Here is a 16355-nt window from a genome sequence, read left to right as displayed (position 1 = left end):
GTTCTGAAGGAGAGGTAGGGGTAGAAATGCCCCTATCGACTCTAACCACTAACTTATATATAGGTAAACTGTCAGCGCAGAGGGTGCAGCAATCTACTTAAATTGGCCACCAATAAGAACCACTTATGCGGTGTGGATAGCCTTTAAGCCCATGCCCCTGTTACCTCAGGGAAATTAACTAACCTGAATATTAGGGTAGCTGGCAAGCTTTCCGGCGACAGTCGGCTATGCTTGATTCGGCGCTCTCGCAATAATTTAATGGAGGACGACAGAATGCCTCCTAATTTGGCTATTTCGGGGATAGTGATGAAAAATGACTCTTTAGATCTGGTCAAAAGCCTCAGCCCTAGTGCAATGGATCAGATCATGCTATATCTGGCGTTTAGCGCCATGAGAACCAGTGGGCACAGGCACGGGGCGTTTCTAGACGCGGCCGCAACGGCGGCTAAGTGTGCCATTTATATGACTTATATGGAGCAGGACAACAACCTGCGGATGACCGGACACTTGCATCACATTGAGCCTAAACGGGTGAAGGTGATTGTTGAAGAAGTCCGGGAAGCTCTGACTAAGGGAAAATTATTGAAAATGCTCGGTTCCCAGGAACCTAGATATTTGATTCAATTTCCTTATGTCTGGCTGGAACAGTATGCTTGGTTGCCGGGACGCCCTCGGATTCCCGGGAACAACTTGACTGCGGATGAAAAAAAATATCTCGAAGGCAAGATTCCTCCTAATCCCCCTGACGCTCAACTGATCAATTCTTTTCAGTTTATGGAGTTGATTGAGTTTCTGCACAGGCGATCGCAAGAAGATATGCCTCCAGAAAGGCGAATGCCTTTGAGCGAAGCTTTAGCAGAACACATCAAGCGCCGCTTGATCTATTCGGGAACAGTTACTCGTATTGATTCTCCTTGGGGAATGCCGTTTTATGCCCTCAGCCGCGCTACTTACTCTCCCGCAGAGCAGGAAGAGCGGACATTTACTATGGTGGAGGATACGGCTAGATATTTCCGGTTGATGAAGGATTGGGCGGACAAACAACCGAAGGTGATGCGAATTATGGAAACTTTGGATATTCCGCCGGAACGTCTCGACCAAGCTCTTGAGGAATTAGATGAGATTATTCGCAATTGGGCCGATCGCTATCACAAACGGGGCGAACCGACGATGATTGTACAAATGGTTTTTGGGCCCCAAGACGACGCTTAGTTTGATTGGTTATTAATCCAGTCCTGGACGCATCGGGGCCCAGAAACCTGTTTTTTTAGCGAAGCTGCGGTCTAAAACGCGTATTTTCGTAATAAAAACCAGGTTTCTAAACAATCGTGCGCAAGTCCTATAATCATTAGTCATGAGTTGATTGTTTGAAACTAATCACTAATGATTAATAACTAATAAGCGGGGACGCAGCAACCGGATTTTTTGCCAAAAATACTGCGTTAATGGCTGGAATTAGGGTAAAAAACCCGGTTTATTGCGTCCGAATGCGTCCGGGATTAACTAAGCTAAAAAAACTCTCCAGGTCGTCGCTAAAACGATCGCTGCGATCGCTCCTATGAGTGTATTGAAAAAATTGACTACCTCGTTCGTGAGCCACTCAAACTTTGATTGCACCGTCGCCCCAATCACGCTCTCGATGTTCGTGGCAATAAAAGCTGCAATAACACAAAAAACAATTCCTGTCAAGTCAATTAAACCGACGGCCCAACTCAACAGCGCAATCACAATTGAGCCGACAATACCCGCGATAGTTCCTTCCAAACTTACGGCCCCTTCGGTACCCCTAGGTACAGGCTGCAAGCTGGTAATCAAAAAAGTCCGCTTGCCGTAAGCTTTGCCGATTTCGCTAGCGCAGGTATCGGAAAGTTTGGTGCAAAAACTCGCGGCGTAACCCAGCAATAACAGGGAAATAGCATCTTGGGGCACAGGCATCTTGCCTGTCTCTCCTAAAATAGATAATGCCAAAACTCCCACAGCGCAAAGAGTAGCAGTTAAAGCCGAACCCCAGACATTTTCTGGGCCTCGGGCGCCAGAACGCTTTTCAGCTATGCCTTCTGCTTCTTTTTGGGCTTTGCCGATGCTGGTAACTCCCGATCCGACAAGAAAGTAAAACATCACCACAGCATAGCCTTGCCATCCCAAACAGCCCCAAATGAGGACGCCCAATACCCAGCCGTGAAATTGGCCGGCGGGAGTGAGCAATTTTTTAGGAGCAATGGTGCCGATCGCGAGTAAAACTGTATTTAGGGCGATCGCCACCAACCAAGGATTAGACCAAGATAAATAATTAAAGAACAATTCTGAATTTTGCATTTAGTACCTCCATGAGCCAAGTCTTATTTCATCTTGCCTTCCCAGTGACCAATATTTCCCAAACAAAAGCGTTCTATGTAGACGGGCTGGGCTGCAAACTAGGTCGCGAATCGCCGAATTCTGCGATTATGGGTCTGTGCGGCCATCAAATTGTCGCCCACGTCAGCCACGAACCTTTGACGCCTCAGCGAGGCATCTATCCCCGGCATTTTGGGTTAATTTTTACTTCCGAAGCTGACTGGGAAGGGTTGCTAGAAAAAGCCCAGCAAAACAACTTAAATTTCTATCAAGAACCGAGACGGCGATTTGTCGGTTTGCCTACAGAACACCGTACTTTCTTCTTAGAAGACCCTTTCCACAATATACTGGAGTTCAAATATTACTGCGAAGCTGAAGCAATTTTTGGTCGCAGCGAATACGCTGAAGTTGGGGATGCCGTTTAGTAGTACACCTCTCCAATAATTATTGTGGAACAGGCCGGAAAGCCTGTTCAAGAAAGGCTTTTATGGAGATGTCTAGTAGTCTCTTGGGGTGCGTCAGTCGATTGAAGAATTGAAGAATTGAAGAACTGAGTCCACTGATGAATCGGGGAGGTTGAACTTTGGTCTAAAATATTTAGTCATGATTCGGGTGCGTCAGAATAGAGTTATTTTGTCTGTAATTGAGAATTTCTCTGCTGACGCCCCCTACAAGTTAACCATTAGACCATATTGCAAAAGTCGCAAACTATATTGAAATGCCTCTGCGTTTCATCTTCGTTGCATCTGCGATTTCCCTATCGATCAAAGATTTATGCAATAAGTTTATTGATTTTTCAATGGTTCTGATAGTGCTTCAGCGACCGCTTTTAAACTGCTGGAATGCCTCGCCATCATGGCATGGGCGAAAACCGACAATTTTACTTCTTTGGCAGCAGATATTTGGGAACTAGAAGCAGGTACGATGATGAAATCCCAATCTGTCCAAATCGAAGTAAAATTGAGCTTTTCCAACAAGGCAGCATCTCGATTTAAATCTTCCAGAAAAGCACTGCCAGGACGCATTTGAACGCAGCCTTTTCCCCAGAGAGTGTAAGCCATCCAAGTACCGCTGTGAGGAGAAGATATGGCAATAAAGCGCTGCACTCGGTTAATGCCACCTAACCTTTGCAGGTAGTAGCGAGTTACTAAACCGCCCATGCTCAATCCTACTATATCTAGATGCTGTTCGGGCGCAAAGGTTTTGTCTGTATAATCTGCTATTTGTTGGGCTAATTCGTCTATGCTGGCGTTGCCCCAATGGGGCGAGAGATTGAGGGTGTAGACTGACCATCCCAGTTGGGTGAGGTAGGCAGACATTTTGTAAAAAATTCCCGATTTTCTGAAGATTCCGTGAATTAGCAAGACTGGGTTGCGGCTGAAATTGCTATTCATTTTTAAGTAGGAATTTTATTTTCAATAGGTGCTTTGAGCTCTTCAACTATTGCGTTAATACTTAGGGGTTCTGTCACCATTTGGCGGTGCAGCAAAACGTTGACTTTAACTTCTTTACCTACTGGCATTTGGGAGCTGTTCGCCGGTACAATCATTATGTCAAATGGCGTCCACATTGATGTAAAGTTTATGCGTTTGAGCATTGTCACATCTTGATTCAAATCGCGCAGCAAGCCACTATCGGGGCGCATATCCAGGTATCCTGGTAGGCGTAGGGAATAAGCGGTGAGGGTGCCGTGGTGGGGGGAAGAGAGGGTGATGAAACGCTGTACGCGGTTGATTCCTCCGAGTCGCTGGACGTAGTAGCGGCTGACGATGCCGCCCATGCTGTAGCCTACTATGTCTAAAGGCTGTTCTGGATCGAAGGTTTCAGAGATGTAGTCTGCGAGTTGCTTGGCTAGTAAGTCGAGCCCGAGGCTGCCATCGTTGGGGGTGAGGTTGAGGCTGTGGACTGACCATCCGAGTTGGGTGAGGCGGGCAGACATTTTGCTGAAAATAATCTTTGTGTCCCAGATGCCGTGTATGAGGATGACGGGATTGCGATCGAGCGAACTGTAATTCATTTGGCTGGAAAATTGCTTGCTGATTACAGCATAGATTACTCCCCTAGAGAGTTTGACCCCTACTAGGACAGCTAGCGAATCGGATCGAGGTACGATCGGCAATTAGTGGGAATCGCTAACAAATTCTGAGATACTTGTAAATAAGTGCAAAGCTGTGATGGTATTTATACCTAAAATTTGCTTGGATGAGGTAGCTTAAATACAGCAAAATGTAAATTTTGATTAAGAAATGTAGACAAAAGTTGCCTTACCTCGTAGTCTAACTTTGTTGACAAGCTTGTACAAATTTCTCTAAAAGAACAAAAGGAGTAAGTCTAATGTTTGGTTTTATCAAAAATTTCTTCGGCGGTATTTTCGGCTTTTTCGGCAGACTGTTGGGCTTGAAAAAGTCTGAATATTTCCTAGATTTGGGCGAATCTGGAGCGAAGGAACCAGCAAAAGTTGAGCCTGCGAAGGTTGACACTGCTGTTGCCAAGAAGGCTGAGCCTGTTGCGATCGCACCGGCAAAAGTTGAGCCTGTTAAGTCTGAGAAGTCTGAGAAGCCTGAGAAGGGGAACAAAGCTAAGGTAGAGAAAAAGTCTAAGAAAGAAAAGGAACCAGTCGCTAGCGTTCCTGCTAATAATGCGGAACCCGCTAAGATACCTGCTGCTGCAGCAACTAACGGGAAAGTGCCGAGTCAAGCTGAACCGATTCGGACTTTTGCTCCTAATAATTTAATGCCGACACCAACTGCAAGTCGTCGGAGCCCTGGCCCCAGCATGAACAATTTCCGGGAAATGGCTCGTCAGGTGAAAACGAAGTAGGAAATTGGGAATTGATAATAGGGAATTGGGCATTGGATAATTCCCAATGCTGGCGTTAAAAAATTAAAAATAGGATTCCTGATTTTTAATTTTAACTCTTTGTTCTATTCCCTATTTTCTTGGTTTCTGAGAAAGGCTAATCCGCTGTATAGCTGAAAAGCTGAGTCCCAAGGAGTTTCGGATTTGCGATCGACTTCTATATGAGATTCGATCTTGCTCAACATATTAGTGTAATCGAGCACTGTCTCGGCAAAGGGCGTAAATTCTGACCAAACTGTAACGTCAAGCTGGCGATCGAATATTTCCAGTAAGTGATTCCAGTTAATTCTGGTGGTACTTTGAGGAATTTGTTGAGAGTTTTTGACTCTGGATGTTTTGTTTTTATGATTCGGTGAAGTGGGGAGTTCGGCTGAAACTTTGGTGAAGTTAACTCCTTGTAGAAATTCGTAACTTTGGTCGCAGATTCGCAGAATGCAGTTTCTGCTGGGAATGTGCAAGTCACAGATTTGAGCGTAATCTTGCCTGATTTCTCTGTGGCGAAATTGCTCCTTTCTTCGGTTGGGGGAGTAGTCCATGACTTCGATGAACATCGGCAACAAGCCTTCTACTCTTTGGGTAACTTCTGACCAGTTAAATTCGATCGCACCGAGTCGATCGAGTTGATCTTTGCAAACAACGGCTGGGGAAGAGAGAGACTGGAAGTGTTGCACTCGGAAGATTTGGATTTTTTGAATATCGGTTAGGGTGGCCCAAAATACCGGAATGCCGGCGTTGAGGAGTTCTTGACCGTAAATTCGGAGTTCGGCAATGGGGCCTGTTTTGTAAAGTCTCCAGCCGCGGCTTTGGATTTGCATCCGGGTTGTGTAGGCGTCTATTTTAAAGATTCTGCTGATATTTTGAATGGCTGCGGGTTTGTTTTCGGGACTCACGGGTTCGAGGATGAGGAGTCCGGGTTCGAGGTTACTGGGGTCGTTTTTGGCGGTTTCTATGGCTTGTTGGCGGAGGTTTTGTTGGGCGGTTTCAATCCGTTGAATAGCTTGGCGGGTCTGGGAGAGGATTTTGGGGTTGGTGATGTCGCGCAGTATTTGTTTGTAGCTTGTTTGGGCTTTTTCGAGATTGTTGGTGAGTTCGTAGTAGCGGGCAATATAGTATTGTACCCACGGATTTTCGGGAGATTCTTTTTGTAGTTGTTTGATGAGTTGGGCAGCTTGTTTGTAGTCTTTACCCTCTAGGGCGGCGGCTATTTGGTTGATGTCTGTCATGGCGGTTGCGGAAATGGCGTTGTTTCTATCTTGGCTGATGTTTGGTTGGTTCCGCCACTGGTTAACAATTTTTGCTGTTGTGTTAACTTATAGATACGATATGAAACTATGACAATCATTGAAAAAATACGTGTCAAAATTGTCAAGAATGATTTTGAGCTTTCACAACACGCAGTAAACCAAAGCATACTTCGCCGTATCAGGGTACAAGAACTGCGGGAAGCAATAATGGCTGGTGAAGTTATCGAAGAGTATCCTAATGACAAATATGGCCCAAGCTGTTTGATTTTCGGTTTGACCATTGCCAATAGACGTTTGCACGTTCAGTGCAGTTATCCATCTCGTCCTTTGGTAAAAATCATTACTTTATACGAACCAGATCCGAAAATTGGGATTGATTTTAAGTTAATGATAAATCAAAATGAACAATGATATTTGGCAAGAAACAATGGTGGAACAAAAAGTAAGTTATACCCTTGAAATCAATGGTAAGTTTATTATTATTGAAAATGTTCCTGCTAGAGTGTGTTTGGAAACAGGAGAGCGATTTTTTTCGCCTGAAACTGTGGAACAGTTGCAGAAGATGATTTGGGAAGATAGAAAGCCGACTAGGGTGATTGAAACACCTGTTTTTGAATTTGCTTAGGGGTTGGTTAAAGTTCAGTTAAAGCTGATTGGAATTTATGCTTAAGGTGTAAGTACCTTTGCTTGTGCGATCGCCTCCTTTAACAACTATTTTATAAGTGCCGTTACTAGGCAATTTTACGATGAGTTGAGACTCTCGGAGATTCTGGGAGTTGCCTGGTGTTTGGGCAATATTTTTGCCGCTGGTGTCGAACAGTGTTATGTTGTGGTCGAATGCTCTGCTTTTGAGGTCGATCGTAATAGATTGACCTGCCCGTCCTTGAAAGGTGTGTTCGCTGGGGCCGCCGTCTTTGAGGGTTCCCCGCTGCTGTAGGATGGAAAGGGAGGTGAGTTTTGGGCGATCGACATTGCTCAATTCTAAGCCGTAATTGGTCATGGGTACATCGAGGCCATTTCCTTCTCGGACTACGATGATAAAAGCTGTTTTGTTGTTGATATCTCGGGCTATTTTGTCAATAAATTGGGATTGTATTTGTTTGGCTGTTAGAAGTTTAGGTTGGTTGAAGTTGGGTTTTGAGGTACAGAAAAGTACCGATCCATCTTGATAGCGGGCGGCATAGAACCAGTAGTTTTGACCGTTAGTTGTAAATTCGTTTCTGCTAAAGATAGTGAATCTTTCAATTTGCGGTAGCTGCTGATTGCGCTGGCAGTTTTTATCGATGTAGATTTCGTTGGCTGATGGCTGTCGCTGGGCGAAAACTGCTGGGACGATGGTGGTTACAATTGCTGAGATGATGGTGAGGGTGAGGGTGAAGGGCGATCGACATTTCATGATTTTTATCCTCATTTTTGTGTTGATTGGTTCAGAAGTATTAATCTATTGCTTGTTTGGCAAAGAAGCTGTACAACAAGTCGCCTGAACTTGTGGGATAATTCTAGAGGTGTCACGCCTAGAGAAGGAGTTAGCCAGCTCTTGCAGTGGGATGGGGATAACTTACTTATTGTGCCAATAGTTATAATGATGTTGCAGCTACAATTGTCACAGTCACGACAGCACTCAAAAACTCTCTTCTTTTCTCAATCATCTTTTTGATCTCCTTTACAACTGATATCTAAAACACAAATTACTTGCCATATTAAGCACACCCTTCTGTGTACTCAACTTCAGGAAGTTTTCCCGATCGGAAACTTGTTACCCGATTACTGCTAGTCTCAAAAATTATACGATAGTTTTTGTCCGCCGCATCTTTCGGCACAAAAGTTAAATATTTCCCGTTGTGAGGCGGCATACCTATATAAGGATGTGGTGTTGCTTTAATCTGGCTTGGATATAGTGATAAAATTCTGTTTTCAGTATCCCCAATTTTAGCACCTTTGATTGTAGTAAACCGCTGGTTGCTAATATCAACTCTAGCAATGCGACCCCGGGTTACCATAAAACTAATTCCTTTTGGTTCTGTTTGTGGCTTAAAATACGAACAATAATAGTCGTCAGGGCCACCACTCCCACTTTTAATTAATTTAATCCCAGCAGACCGTGATGCTTCACCAACGCTCATTCCTACTCGAATCGGCCCAATTCCATTAAGCGCTAGTTTCGATCGCTCTGTCAGTTTGGCTTGAGCGTGGACTGATGTTGCCCACATAGAAACAATGACTATTGTGCTAATGAATAAGGTAAAAAATATCGATCGCCCTTTCATGAATTTTCCTCTCTGTTTCCAAAAATGTCTTCTTATTGCAAACCCTCAGCCTTGCTCAACAGCAACTGTAGCGATACCCAAAAGCCTATATCTATATATCTATCTCTCTCCGCCTCATTCCGCGATTTCTATGCGAAATAGCAATTATTGTTACAAAAATTTACATAAAACAGATAAAAATCGGCGATTGAAACCGATCCTATACAAACTTTCGTCCCTTTCTAAGAGACTAAACAATAAATACGATATTAAAGTCGGATTTGCTACGATCCAATCGACCGGAACCGGTCGCTCTCCCTCGGCGCTAAAGGGAATTAAACCCGTTTAAATACTTTTCTAGTTCCCCAGTGCGCTGTTTAGTCATCCGATCCAAACATTCATTTAGGAAACCTCCATAACCCGTACCGCCACGACTTTTATAAACTTCAAATTCACAGGTTTTATCTCTTAACTTAATCCACCCTAATTGTGCTTCGGAAAGTAGCGATCGCTCTTCGCCGCTCAATTGGGACATCAGTTGTTTGTAAACCTCGTTAAGTTGTCGATCCGAGGCCTCATACTTCAACCGAATACAAGTTCTGACTTGCGCATCTCCTTGAGGGCGATCGCAATTAATCTGTTGAGCAATGGGAAAGCTCGGAGATTGTGTAGAAACTGATGTTGTACCGAAAATTGCCAAAAGGGCTATCTGCCAAAAGAGCGATCGACCTTTCCTCAACTCTATTTTCATGACTCGTCAACCCATTTATCTGATAATTCCTCTTAACACGAGACAGAGTTGATTTGATTAATTTAAGTATTTTTTTATATTTACTGAATTAAAACGCCTTTTTTTATCAGATTCCAAAAGTCTGCTTGAGTGCTGCATCTACTGCCACCAGATCCGACAAAATACCAATTTTGCGATCGATTTCAACTTCTAGAAGCGTCACAAGATTGTCTGTCATAATTACCGAGTCAGCTAGCAATCCCGTTTGCTGCCCTTCCGGTGTTGCTAGGGAAACAAAAACCCGGCTTGGGTGTCCTGAACGGGCTAAGTTGCTAGTAATCATTGCCGTAATTGTTTGCCCTAAACCAGTCCCCAGATTATTAGCTTGAACTATCAAAGCTGGACGGCGTTTCGCAGTACGCAAATCCGAGCTGGGAAACAAAACCAAAACCACATCAGCGCGACTATAAGGCATCGTAAGCATCCATCTCCGGTAGTTCCCAATCAGGAGCAAATCTACTCAACCGAACCCGTAAATCTGCTGCTTGTTCCTGGTTAATACCGCGAGATTGCAAGTTTACTAACCCTACTTTTGGCATAAAAGTAACAATAACTTGCGCTTCTTCTATGTTGGCGGGCATTTCCAATAACTCAATTTTGCCCTTTCGGTATATCCCCTCTACTTACTGTAACATATTACTTCTCTGATAATTATCTATTTACATTTTAGCTGCGAGCGCCAAACCCAGCAAGTCTCGGTACTTTTTGTTGATATTAGCACTTCTCAAATGCCGCGCCAACTAAAGATAAAGCCACAATCGGTGCTGTCACCGCTCTTAAAATTCTACTCCCCAAAGAAACAGCTTCAAAACCAAATTCGATCGCTCTTTTCACCTCACCCTCAGTCCATCCACCCTCCGGGCCAATAGCTATGACCATCGATAATTCTTCCCCATCTTGCTCCCCCCTTATTAAGGGGGGCTGGGGGGGATCGAAACCAGTCGCTCCATCTTGCTCCCCCCTTAACAAGGGGGGCTGGGGGGGTTCTAAATTACCCAACAAACAATCCCACAAATGCCTATTTTCCCCGCGAGCCACACAAATATATCGATATTTTTGACCGCAATCTTTCACAGCCAAATCAAACGAAATAGGCTCTAAAATCGTCGGCACAAATTGACGTTCCGACTGTTCCGCCGCCTCCGCAGCAATTCTTCTCCACCGCTCGACTTTTTGATCGCTTGGTTTGAGCAAAGTTCGATCGCTCGTTACCGGCACAATACTTGCCACACCCAACTCCGTCGCCTGTCTCACAACCTCGTCAAAGCCGTTTCCTTTGGGCAATGCCGCCATCAAAGTAACTTCCACGGGTAGCTCCCTGTTCACAGCAATCTCCTCTGCTATCGAGGCAAATAACCCGGTTTCCCGTACTTCTAGGACTGCTAACCACCAATGTCCCCGTCCGTCCATCGCAATAAATCGATCGCCCGCTTGCAAACGTAGCACTCGATTTAAATAATGTTGCTGTTCTCTAGTTAGGTCGATTTTGCGATCGCAAATTTGAGCGGCAGTAATTGCTAATCTTTGTAATTGAGGCATTGAATTTGGGATTGTTCGTTTTCTATTAGAGATTTTTTTATTTAACCGCAGAGAACGCAGAGAACGCAGAGGAAGAGAGAATGAGAGGAGATAGGCAGGCGGGGTTTCAACAGTTCAAAAAACAATAAAGGCAGAGCATCTACAACCGGAATTATTTTACAAATTCGAGTTTTTTTCTGCAGATGCTCTGCCTTTATATTACTTTTGCCAGAAGTCTATTGAATACAATCGAAAATCAGCTTATGCTTCCTCCTTAATCTTCTTTAAATAAGTGGAAATCGCTTCTGTAGCTAGCTGCGTGATTGGCTTGCCCTGACGGGCTGCTTCTTCCTTGAGTTCGTTGTAGATTTCATCGCGGACGCTAATTCGACGGCGGACTTTGCCACCGGTAGCAGTGGCAGGGTCGTTTCCGTCATCGTTACTAGATGTAACTTCTAATTCATTTATCTCAGTTGTCATCGAGTCAGCAGATTGGTAGTTGGTTACAAATTGACGGATAGATTCTAACCCGACGCGATCGCAAAAATTGCCAAAACTCTCGTTCAGTTGCCGTTTTTGCTTGAAATAAACAAAAATCGGCTCCAGAAAAGCTTCAAAATCCTTGACGTGCAGCTTTTCCTCAATGGGTTTTGCCAGCCGCGTTTGTTCGGGAGAACCGCCCAGCCAAATCTGGTAGGATTCCGGCGAACTCCCGACAAACCCCAATTCTGCCATATAAGGGCGGGCGCATCCATTTGGGCAACCAGTCATCCGCACCACCAAATGCTCGTCTTGCAAGCCAACTTTGGTCAAAAGTGCGCGAATCCGCTCTAAAATGCTCGGCATCACGCGCTCAGACTCGGTAATCGCCAGCCCGCAAGTCGGCATTGCCGGACACGCCATCCCATAGCGCACCAATGGGTCGATCGCAGTTTCCCGCTGAATGCCACATCGATCGAGTATTCCCTGAATTTCCTGTTTGATATCCGGCGAAATATCGTAAATCAGCACGTTTTGGTGCGGCGTCGCCAGTATCGGCAAGTTGTACTTCTGCACAATTTCCCGCAAAGCCGTTTTTAGCTGAAATGAACCTTCATCCTTGATCCGGCCATTATCCACAGAAATGCCGACAAACAGCTTGCCGTCTCCTTGGTCATTCCAGCCCAAGAAATCAAAATACTTCCACTCAGGCAGCGGTTTAAACGCTTCTAGGGGTTTGCCAAAATATTCTGCTACTTTTTCGCGGAACCACTGTACACCTTTGTCGTTAATCAGGTACTTCAGCCGCGCGTGCCGTCTGTCTGTGCGATCGCCGTAATCTCTTTGGGTTGCTACAATTGCCTTGACCAAATCGTAAACATCATCCTTGGCCACATAGCAAATCTCATCCGCAACCCGCGCAAAAGTCTCTTCTTTATTGTGAGTGCGGCCCAAACCGCCGCCAGCAAACACGTCAAAACCTTGCAACTCGCCAGCTTCATTGGTAATTACCACCAAGCTCAAATCCTGAGAGTACAAGTCAATTGAATTGTCTCCCGGCACGGTGACGGAACACTTGAACTTGCGCGGCATATAATGGCTGCCGTAAATCGGTTCTTCTTTGTCGTCGCTAAAGATTGTGCCGTTGCCGTTTTTCTGTCTCGCGGCCTTGACTGCGGGGTCTTCCTCAGCCGAAACAGCTTTTTCGCCATCCAACCAAATTTCGTAATAAGCACCGGTTTGCGGCGTTAGCAAATCGGCGACATTGTTGGCGTATTCCAGTGCATACTTGTATTCTGGGCGATTTTTGTAGGGTGCAGGCGGTGCCATGACGTTGCGGTTCAAGTCGCCGCAAGCTCCCAAGGTTGACCCCATATTTTTAATAATTGAGGAAAACACTGCTTTAAGATTTTTTTTCAACACCCCGTGCAGTTGGAAACCTTGGCGCGTTGTAACGCGGATCGTGTGGTTGCCGTATTCTTCAGATAGCTTGTCTAAGGCTAAGTATAATTGCGGCGGAGTGAACCCGCCGGGATTGCGGGTGCGGAGCATGAACTGATAGTCTTTTTCTTGTCCTTTAACTCGATTGTCGCGGTTGTCTTGCTGGTACGAGCCGTGAAATTTGAGAATCTGAATCCCGTCTTCGGTGAAGTGGGTAGTTTCTTGTAACAGTTCAGTCGCAACGGGTTCTCGCAAATAGTTGCTGCGTTCTTTGAGACCTTCTGATTTAGAGGGTTTGCGCGCAACAGGGGTTGAAGTGGAAGATGTGATCATGGGAATGTATAGTGCCAGTTATAATTAGATACAGCCGATCGAATATTTCTTGACAATTTGACACTTGACAAATTTGCACTTGACAAATTTCTTCAGAAATGCTGTGTCGGATATGTTGACAACTCGGTTAACAAGTCAGTTAACAAGTAAGTTAATAACGGTAATCCGGTAGGAATTCTGATGGTGCTTAATTGTAACACGATCGACCCGGGGCTGAAAAATTGTAATTAAGAGTTTATACTTTCGATCGCTTAAGTGTACGAAACTTTAGAAATAATTAACCTCAACCATTGAAACTATGTCACTGTATGACGAAGACACCTTTGTGGTGTTAGAAACAAACCAGTCAGAGCAGTTTTTGACGGCGGCGGAACTGTTAGAAAAGCTGAAAGCCGTGTTAACAGAGGAACACGAAGATTTGCCGCAGGACGTTGATAAAATATCGGGCGTGGAAGCTCAAGCCAAGTATTTGATTGATACTTATTGTGAATTAGATGTCGGGGCTGGAAAATTTTTACAGTGGTATGCTGTGCGCTTGGAAAAGTAATTTTGGGGATGGGGATTGGTAATACAGTTAGCCGTTAGCAGTTAACATTCAAAAATTCTTCAATCTAAAATCCAAAATCTAAAATCTAAAATTGGTTAATCTTCCAACTGTTGAACCGATGATACTTCAACGGCGGTAACATCGATCGTACCGGGCGGTGTCAAGCGACTAAAATGACCTTCCTCTATTTTCAGAGGTTCGCCGCAGTTGGCACACTGAAACTGAGTTTGATTTAAAGCTGGAAATTCGTACTGACAAACTGGACAATTGTCCGTAATTAAATTGCGTTTCAGCCACCACTGAAGCGCGAAAAATGCGACCACAGGCGTCAACAACAAAAAAGCTACTAAAATCAACACTGATTTAACTATCCACCCCAAACCAATAGACACCAACAAATACGCGATGCCCAGCAGTATCAACCAATTGCTAATACGGGGTAGCTTGAAAGATATTTTGGGGGTGCCTTGGTTCACTGTGGTCTCCTTTGGTGTCTTTGCAGGTAGGCATAACTCTATCCTACTCAGAAATTCAGGCGGTCGATCGAGTTAATTTTCCCATTGTACACCCAGAAACCGCTCTCTACGGCATAAGTTTATCTGAGCCAGAGGGTTGAAAAATTCCTTGTAAGGATTGACAAAGGGATTCAAAACTAAATATCGCGAGGGTTTGTTCTCTCAACCAGTGGCGATCGCACCTTTTATCCTCTCCTCGCAGCATTTCCACACAAGCAAGCGCTACTGCTGCTGAATCTCGGTGGGGAACTCGCCACCCCAGTTTACCATCTTGCAGCGGATCGGCAGACCCGTCCGCGTCTCCCGCCAGTACGGGTACTCCGCAAGCCAGCGCTTCCAAATAAACTATACCGAAGCCTTCCTGGGAGGGCATTACATAAGCATCGGCTAACTGGTAATGTGCTGCTAAATTTTCTGTGGGTACAAAACCCGCAAATATTACTCTTTCGGTAACTCCCAAATCATCAGCGAGTTTGGCTAATCTAGATCGATCGTCTCCTCTGCCAATAACTAAGTATTTCACATTCGGAAAAGTTTTGGCTATTGGTGGCAAAGCTTGAATTGTGACATCGACGCCTTTGTAAATATCCGTCGATCGCAATCTGGCTACAGTCATCAATATTTTAGCACCAACCAAATTGTACTGCTCTAATAAATCCTGTGGCTTCTGCCCAGTGGTAAATATATTTTCATCTACAGTACAAGGCACTATGTGAAATTTTTCGGGATTTAATTGGTTAATTTCGCAAGTGCGATCGCGCGTGTACCTGCTAATAGTCCAAATACGGTCAGCTTTAGTCATTGCTGTTTGATATTTTGGCGGAAGCGGTTCCCACACTTCCTTGCCGTAAGTTAAAATAGTGTAGGGAATTCCCAAGGGTTGGCACAGAATTTTAATTAGCGGTGCGAGTTTGATGTGACCGCAAAAAACCCGCTGCGGTCGTTTTTGCAGCAAGCGAGTTAGTAATACTGTAGCAAATTTAAGACGACCCAAGCCGGGATTCTCCGTTTTGAGGTAATAAAATTTCAGATTTTTTGACTCGTAAGGATTGTTGCAGTCTTCGGAATCTCGCAACAGCAAAACTTCAGCTTGTGGCGACGAGTTTGTCCCTGCGGTTATGGACAGGTAAGCTTTGAGAATGTCTTTAACGTAGGATTGAATACCGCCTTCGCTGGAAAATATTTCTAGGAAACAGAACACATAATTTGCAGATCGCATTTCTGATTTACCCATTAACAGCGCAGACAATTATTCCTGTATAGTAATGACTTTGCAAAAAAGGGCGATCGCCATTATCCAGAGCTTTTCCACCATGTCAAGATGACTGTACTTGCAGGTTTTACAGGAAAATATTTGACTCGCCTACTCTCACCGTTAGTTTTGAGCGAAGCTCTGCTTTTTAACTAGGGCTTTTTAACGGGCTCCATGGGTGAGCGCGAGGCTTTGGTTGCAGTTTACTACGATCTACCGTTATTAACAGTAAACTTAATGATTTTTTACAATATCCTACCTCAAGTAAAATTTAAGATTTATTGAGTTGGTGCGGTGCATCCGACCAGACTGCGGATCAGCAGATCGGTGTCGATATAGGAACTCGCATCTTTAGTTTTTGCTAAAAGTTTTGTCTATCCAAAGATAGATATCGAGCCAGTATTGAACTGTTATCATCAGCAAACATAGAGAGTTAAATTCAATATGACTCTGCCAGGTTTTAAAAACAATTTCTGAAAAATTTTGTCGAAAATATTCTCCTAAAATTTTCTAAGACACTGCTAAAATTAATGCTTATAAAGCATTGAAAAATATCAAGCCGAGTTGATTTTTGTGGCAGGGAAGACCGAGCCTAGATATTCGTATCTTGTCTGTTCGCAAAAGCAGTCTAACGAGCCGAGCAAGAAAGTTTTAAGAGTAGAAAATAAACAAGGTTTTGTACAATCATGTACGAGGAACAGCCTGTCACCTAAAACATTAGGTATTCGAGCTTAAACCTGACAAAAGCTAATCTTAGGTTGGCAACGCCATATTTATGAGCGACTCTCTCCAAACGA

The 16355-nt window shown here is 44.4% G+C and carries 19 protein-coding genes; 6 read left to right on the top strand and 13 right to left on the bottom strand.

Annotated elements, in window-relative coordinates; all coding sequences use genetic code 11:
- Nucleotides 1–306: 306 nt before the first annotated feature.
- Nucleotides 307–1212 (top strand): heterocyst differentiation master regulator HetR, encoded by a 906-nt coding sequence (hetR, locus tag QUB30_RS00195; protein WP_333327951.1) that lies wholly within the window; start codon nt 307–309, stop codon nt 1210–1212.
- Between the two features lie 291 nt (nt 1213–1503).
- On the opposite strand, the gene QUB30_RS00190 is transcribed toward hetR, so the two are convergent.
- The gene (locus QUB30_RS00190; RefSeq protein ID WP_333327346.1) at nt 1504–2316 is read right to left on the bottom strand and encodes a TIGR00297 family protein; all 813 of its coding nucleotides are present in this window, start codon (nt 2314–2316) and stop codon (nt 1504–1506) included.
- Nucleotides 2317–2327: 11 nt separating this feature from the next.
- On the opposite strand from QUB30_RS00190, the gene QUB30_RS00185 reads away from it, so the two are divergent.
- Nucleotides 2328–2759 (top strand): VOC family protein, encoded by a 432-nt coding sequence (locus QUB30_RS00185; RefSeq protein WP_333327343.1) that lies wholly within the window; start codon nt 2328–2330, stop codon nt 2757–2759.
- Nucleotides 2760–3119: 360 nt separating this feature from the next.
- Here the strand turns inward: QUB30_RS00185 and QUB30_RS00180 are convergent, their stop codons facing one another.
- The gene (locus QUB30_RS00180) at nt 3120–3728 is read right to left on the bottom strand and encodes an alpha/beta fold hydrolase (RefSeq protein ID WP_333327340.1); all 609 of its coding nucleotides are present in this window, start codon (nt 3726–3728) and stop codon (nt 3120–3122) included.
- A 2-nt stretch (nt 3729–3730) separates the two neighbouring features.
- The gene (locus tag QUB30_RS00175; RefSeq protein ID WP_333327337.1) at nt 3731–4351 is read right to left on the bottom strand and encodes a triacylglycerol lipase; all 621 of its coding nucleotides are present in this window, start codon (nt 4349–4351) and stop codon (nt 3731–3733) included.
- 317 nt (nt 4352–4668) lie between these two features.
- On the opposite strand from QUB30_RS00175, the gene QUB30_RS00170 reads away from it, so the two are divergent.
- Nucleotides 4669–5154 (top strand): hypothetical protein, encoded by a 486-nt coding sequence (locus QUB30_RS00170; RefSeq protein ID WP_333327335.1) that lies wholly within the window; start codon nt 4669–4671, stop codon nt 5152–5154.
- Between the two features lie 104 nt (nt 5155–5258).
- Here QUB30_RS00170 and QUB30_RS00165 read toward each other — a convergent pair whose 3' ends face one another.
- Complete coding sequence (locus tag QUB30_RS00165) at nt 5259–6416, bottom strand: tetratricopeptide repeat protein (protein ID WP_333327332.1); 1158 nt, start codon at nt 6414–6416, stop codon at nt 5259–5261.
- A gap of 108 nt (nt 6417–6524) precedes the next feature.
- Here QUB30_RS00165 and QUB30_RS00160 point away from each other — a divergent pair, with 108 nt between their 5' ends.
- The gene (locus QUB30_RS00160; RefSeq protein ID WP_333327329.1) at nt 6525–6848 is read left to right on the top strand and encodes a DUF4258 domain-containing protein; all 324 of its coding nucleotides are present in this window, start codon (nt 6525–6527) and stop codon (nt 6846–6848) included.
- On the top strand, nt 6838–7062 hold the full coding sequence (locus QUB30_RS00155; RefSeq protein ID WP_333186241.1) for a YgiT-type zinc finger protein: 225 nt from the start codon (nt 6838–6840) through the stop codon (nt 7060–7062). Before QUB30_RS00160 ends, QUB30_RS00155 begins: the two co-directional genes overlap by 11 nt.
- Nucleotides 7063–7080: 18 nt before the next feature.
- Here QUB30_RS00155 and QUB30_RS00150 read toward each other — a convergent pair whose 3' ends face one another.
- The 7 genes from QUB30_RS00150 to sir form a co-directional block, all read right to left on the bottom strand.
- On the bottom strand, nt 7081–7848 hold the full coding sequence (locus QUB30_RS00150; RefSeq protein ID WP_333327325.1) for a PPC domain-containing protein: 768 nt from the start codon (nt 7846–7848) through the stop codon (nt 7081–7083).
- 289 nt (nt 7849–8137) lie between these two features.
- Complete coding sequence (locus tag QUB30_RS00145) at nt 8138–8704, bottom strand: hypothetical protein (protein WP_333327322.1); 567 nt, start codon at nt 8702–8704, stop codon at nt 8138–8140.
- Nucleotides 8705–9008: 304 nt separating this feature from the next.
- Complete coding sequence (locus tag QUB30_RS00140) at nt 9009–9434, bottom strand: lysozyme inhibitor LprI family protein (RefSeq protein ID WP_333327319.1); 426 nt, start codon at nt 9432–9434, stop codon at nt 9009–9011.
- A gap of 106 nt (nt 9435–9540) precedes the next feature.
- Complete coding sequence (locus tag QUB30_RS00135; RefSeq protein ID WP_333327316.1) at nt 9541–9888, bottom strand: type II toxin-antitoxin system PemK/MazF family toxin; 348 nt, start codon at nt 9886–9888, stop codon at nt 9541–9543.
- A complete protein-coding gene (locus QUB30_RS00130) occupies nt 9878–10054 on the bottom strand; it encodes a hypothetical protein (RefSeq protein WP_333327312.1) in 177 nt (58 codons plus the stop codon). Before QUB30_RS00130 ends, QUB30_RS00135 begins: the two co-directional genes overlap by 11 nt.
- A gap of 133 nt (nt 10055–10187) precedes the next feature.
- Nucleotides 10188–11012, bottom strand: a complete 825-nt coding sequence (locus QUB30_RS00125; RefSeq protein WP_333327309.1) for an RsmE family RNA methyltransferase — start codon at nt 11010–11012, stop codon at nt 10188–10190.
- 240 nt (nt 11013–11252) lie between these two features.
- Nucleotides 11253–13244 (bottom strand): sulfite reductase, ferredoxin dependent, encoded by a 1992-nt coding sequence (sir, locus tag QUB30_RS00120; protein WP_333327305.1) that lies wholly within the window; start codon nt 13242–13244, stop codon nt 11253–11255.
- A 298-nt stretch (nt 13245–13542) separates the two neighbouring features.
- Between sir and QUB30_RS00115 the strand changes: the two genes are divergently transcribed.
- Entirely contained in the window at nt 13543–13791 is a 249-nt protein-coding gene (locus QUB30_RS00115) for a chlororespiratory reduction protein 7 (protein WP_333034902.1), read from the top strand.
- A gap of 95 nt (nt 13792–13886) precedes the next feature.
- On the opposite strand, the gene QUB30_RS00110 is transcribed toward QUB30_RS00115, so the two are convergent.
- Together QUB30_RS00110 and QUB30_RS00105 are read right to left on the bottom strand one after the other, a co-directional pair.
- A complete protein-coding gene (locus tag QUB30_RS00110; RefSeq protein ID WP_333327302.1) occupies nt 13887–14267 on the bottom strand; it encodes a hypothetical protein in 381 nt (126 codons plus the stop codon).
- Nucleotides 14268–14373: 106 nt separating this feature from the next.
- A complete protein-coding gene (locus QUB30_RS00105; RefSeq protein WP_333327300.1) occupies nt 14374–15525 on the bottom strand; it encodes a glycosyltransferase family 4 protein in 1152 nt (383 codons plus the stop codon).
- Nucleotides 15526–16355: the final 830 nt, after the last annotated feature.

It is taken from the genome of Microcoleus sp. BROC3 (assembly GCF_036702515.1).
In the GTDB taxonomy this organism is placed as follows: domain Bacteria; phylum Cyanobacteriota; class Cyanobacteriia; order Cyanobacteriales; family Microcoleaceae; genus Microcoleus.
Note: the sequence above shows the minus strand (reverse complement) of the source record. Positions and strands in the feature narration are given on the sequence as shown.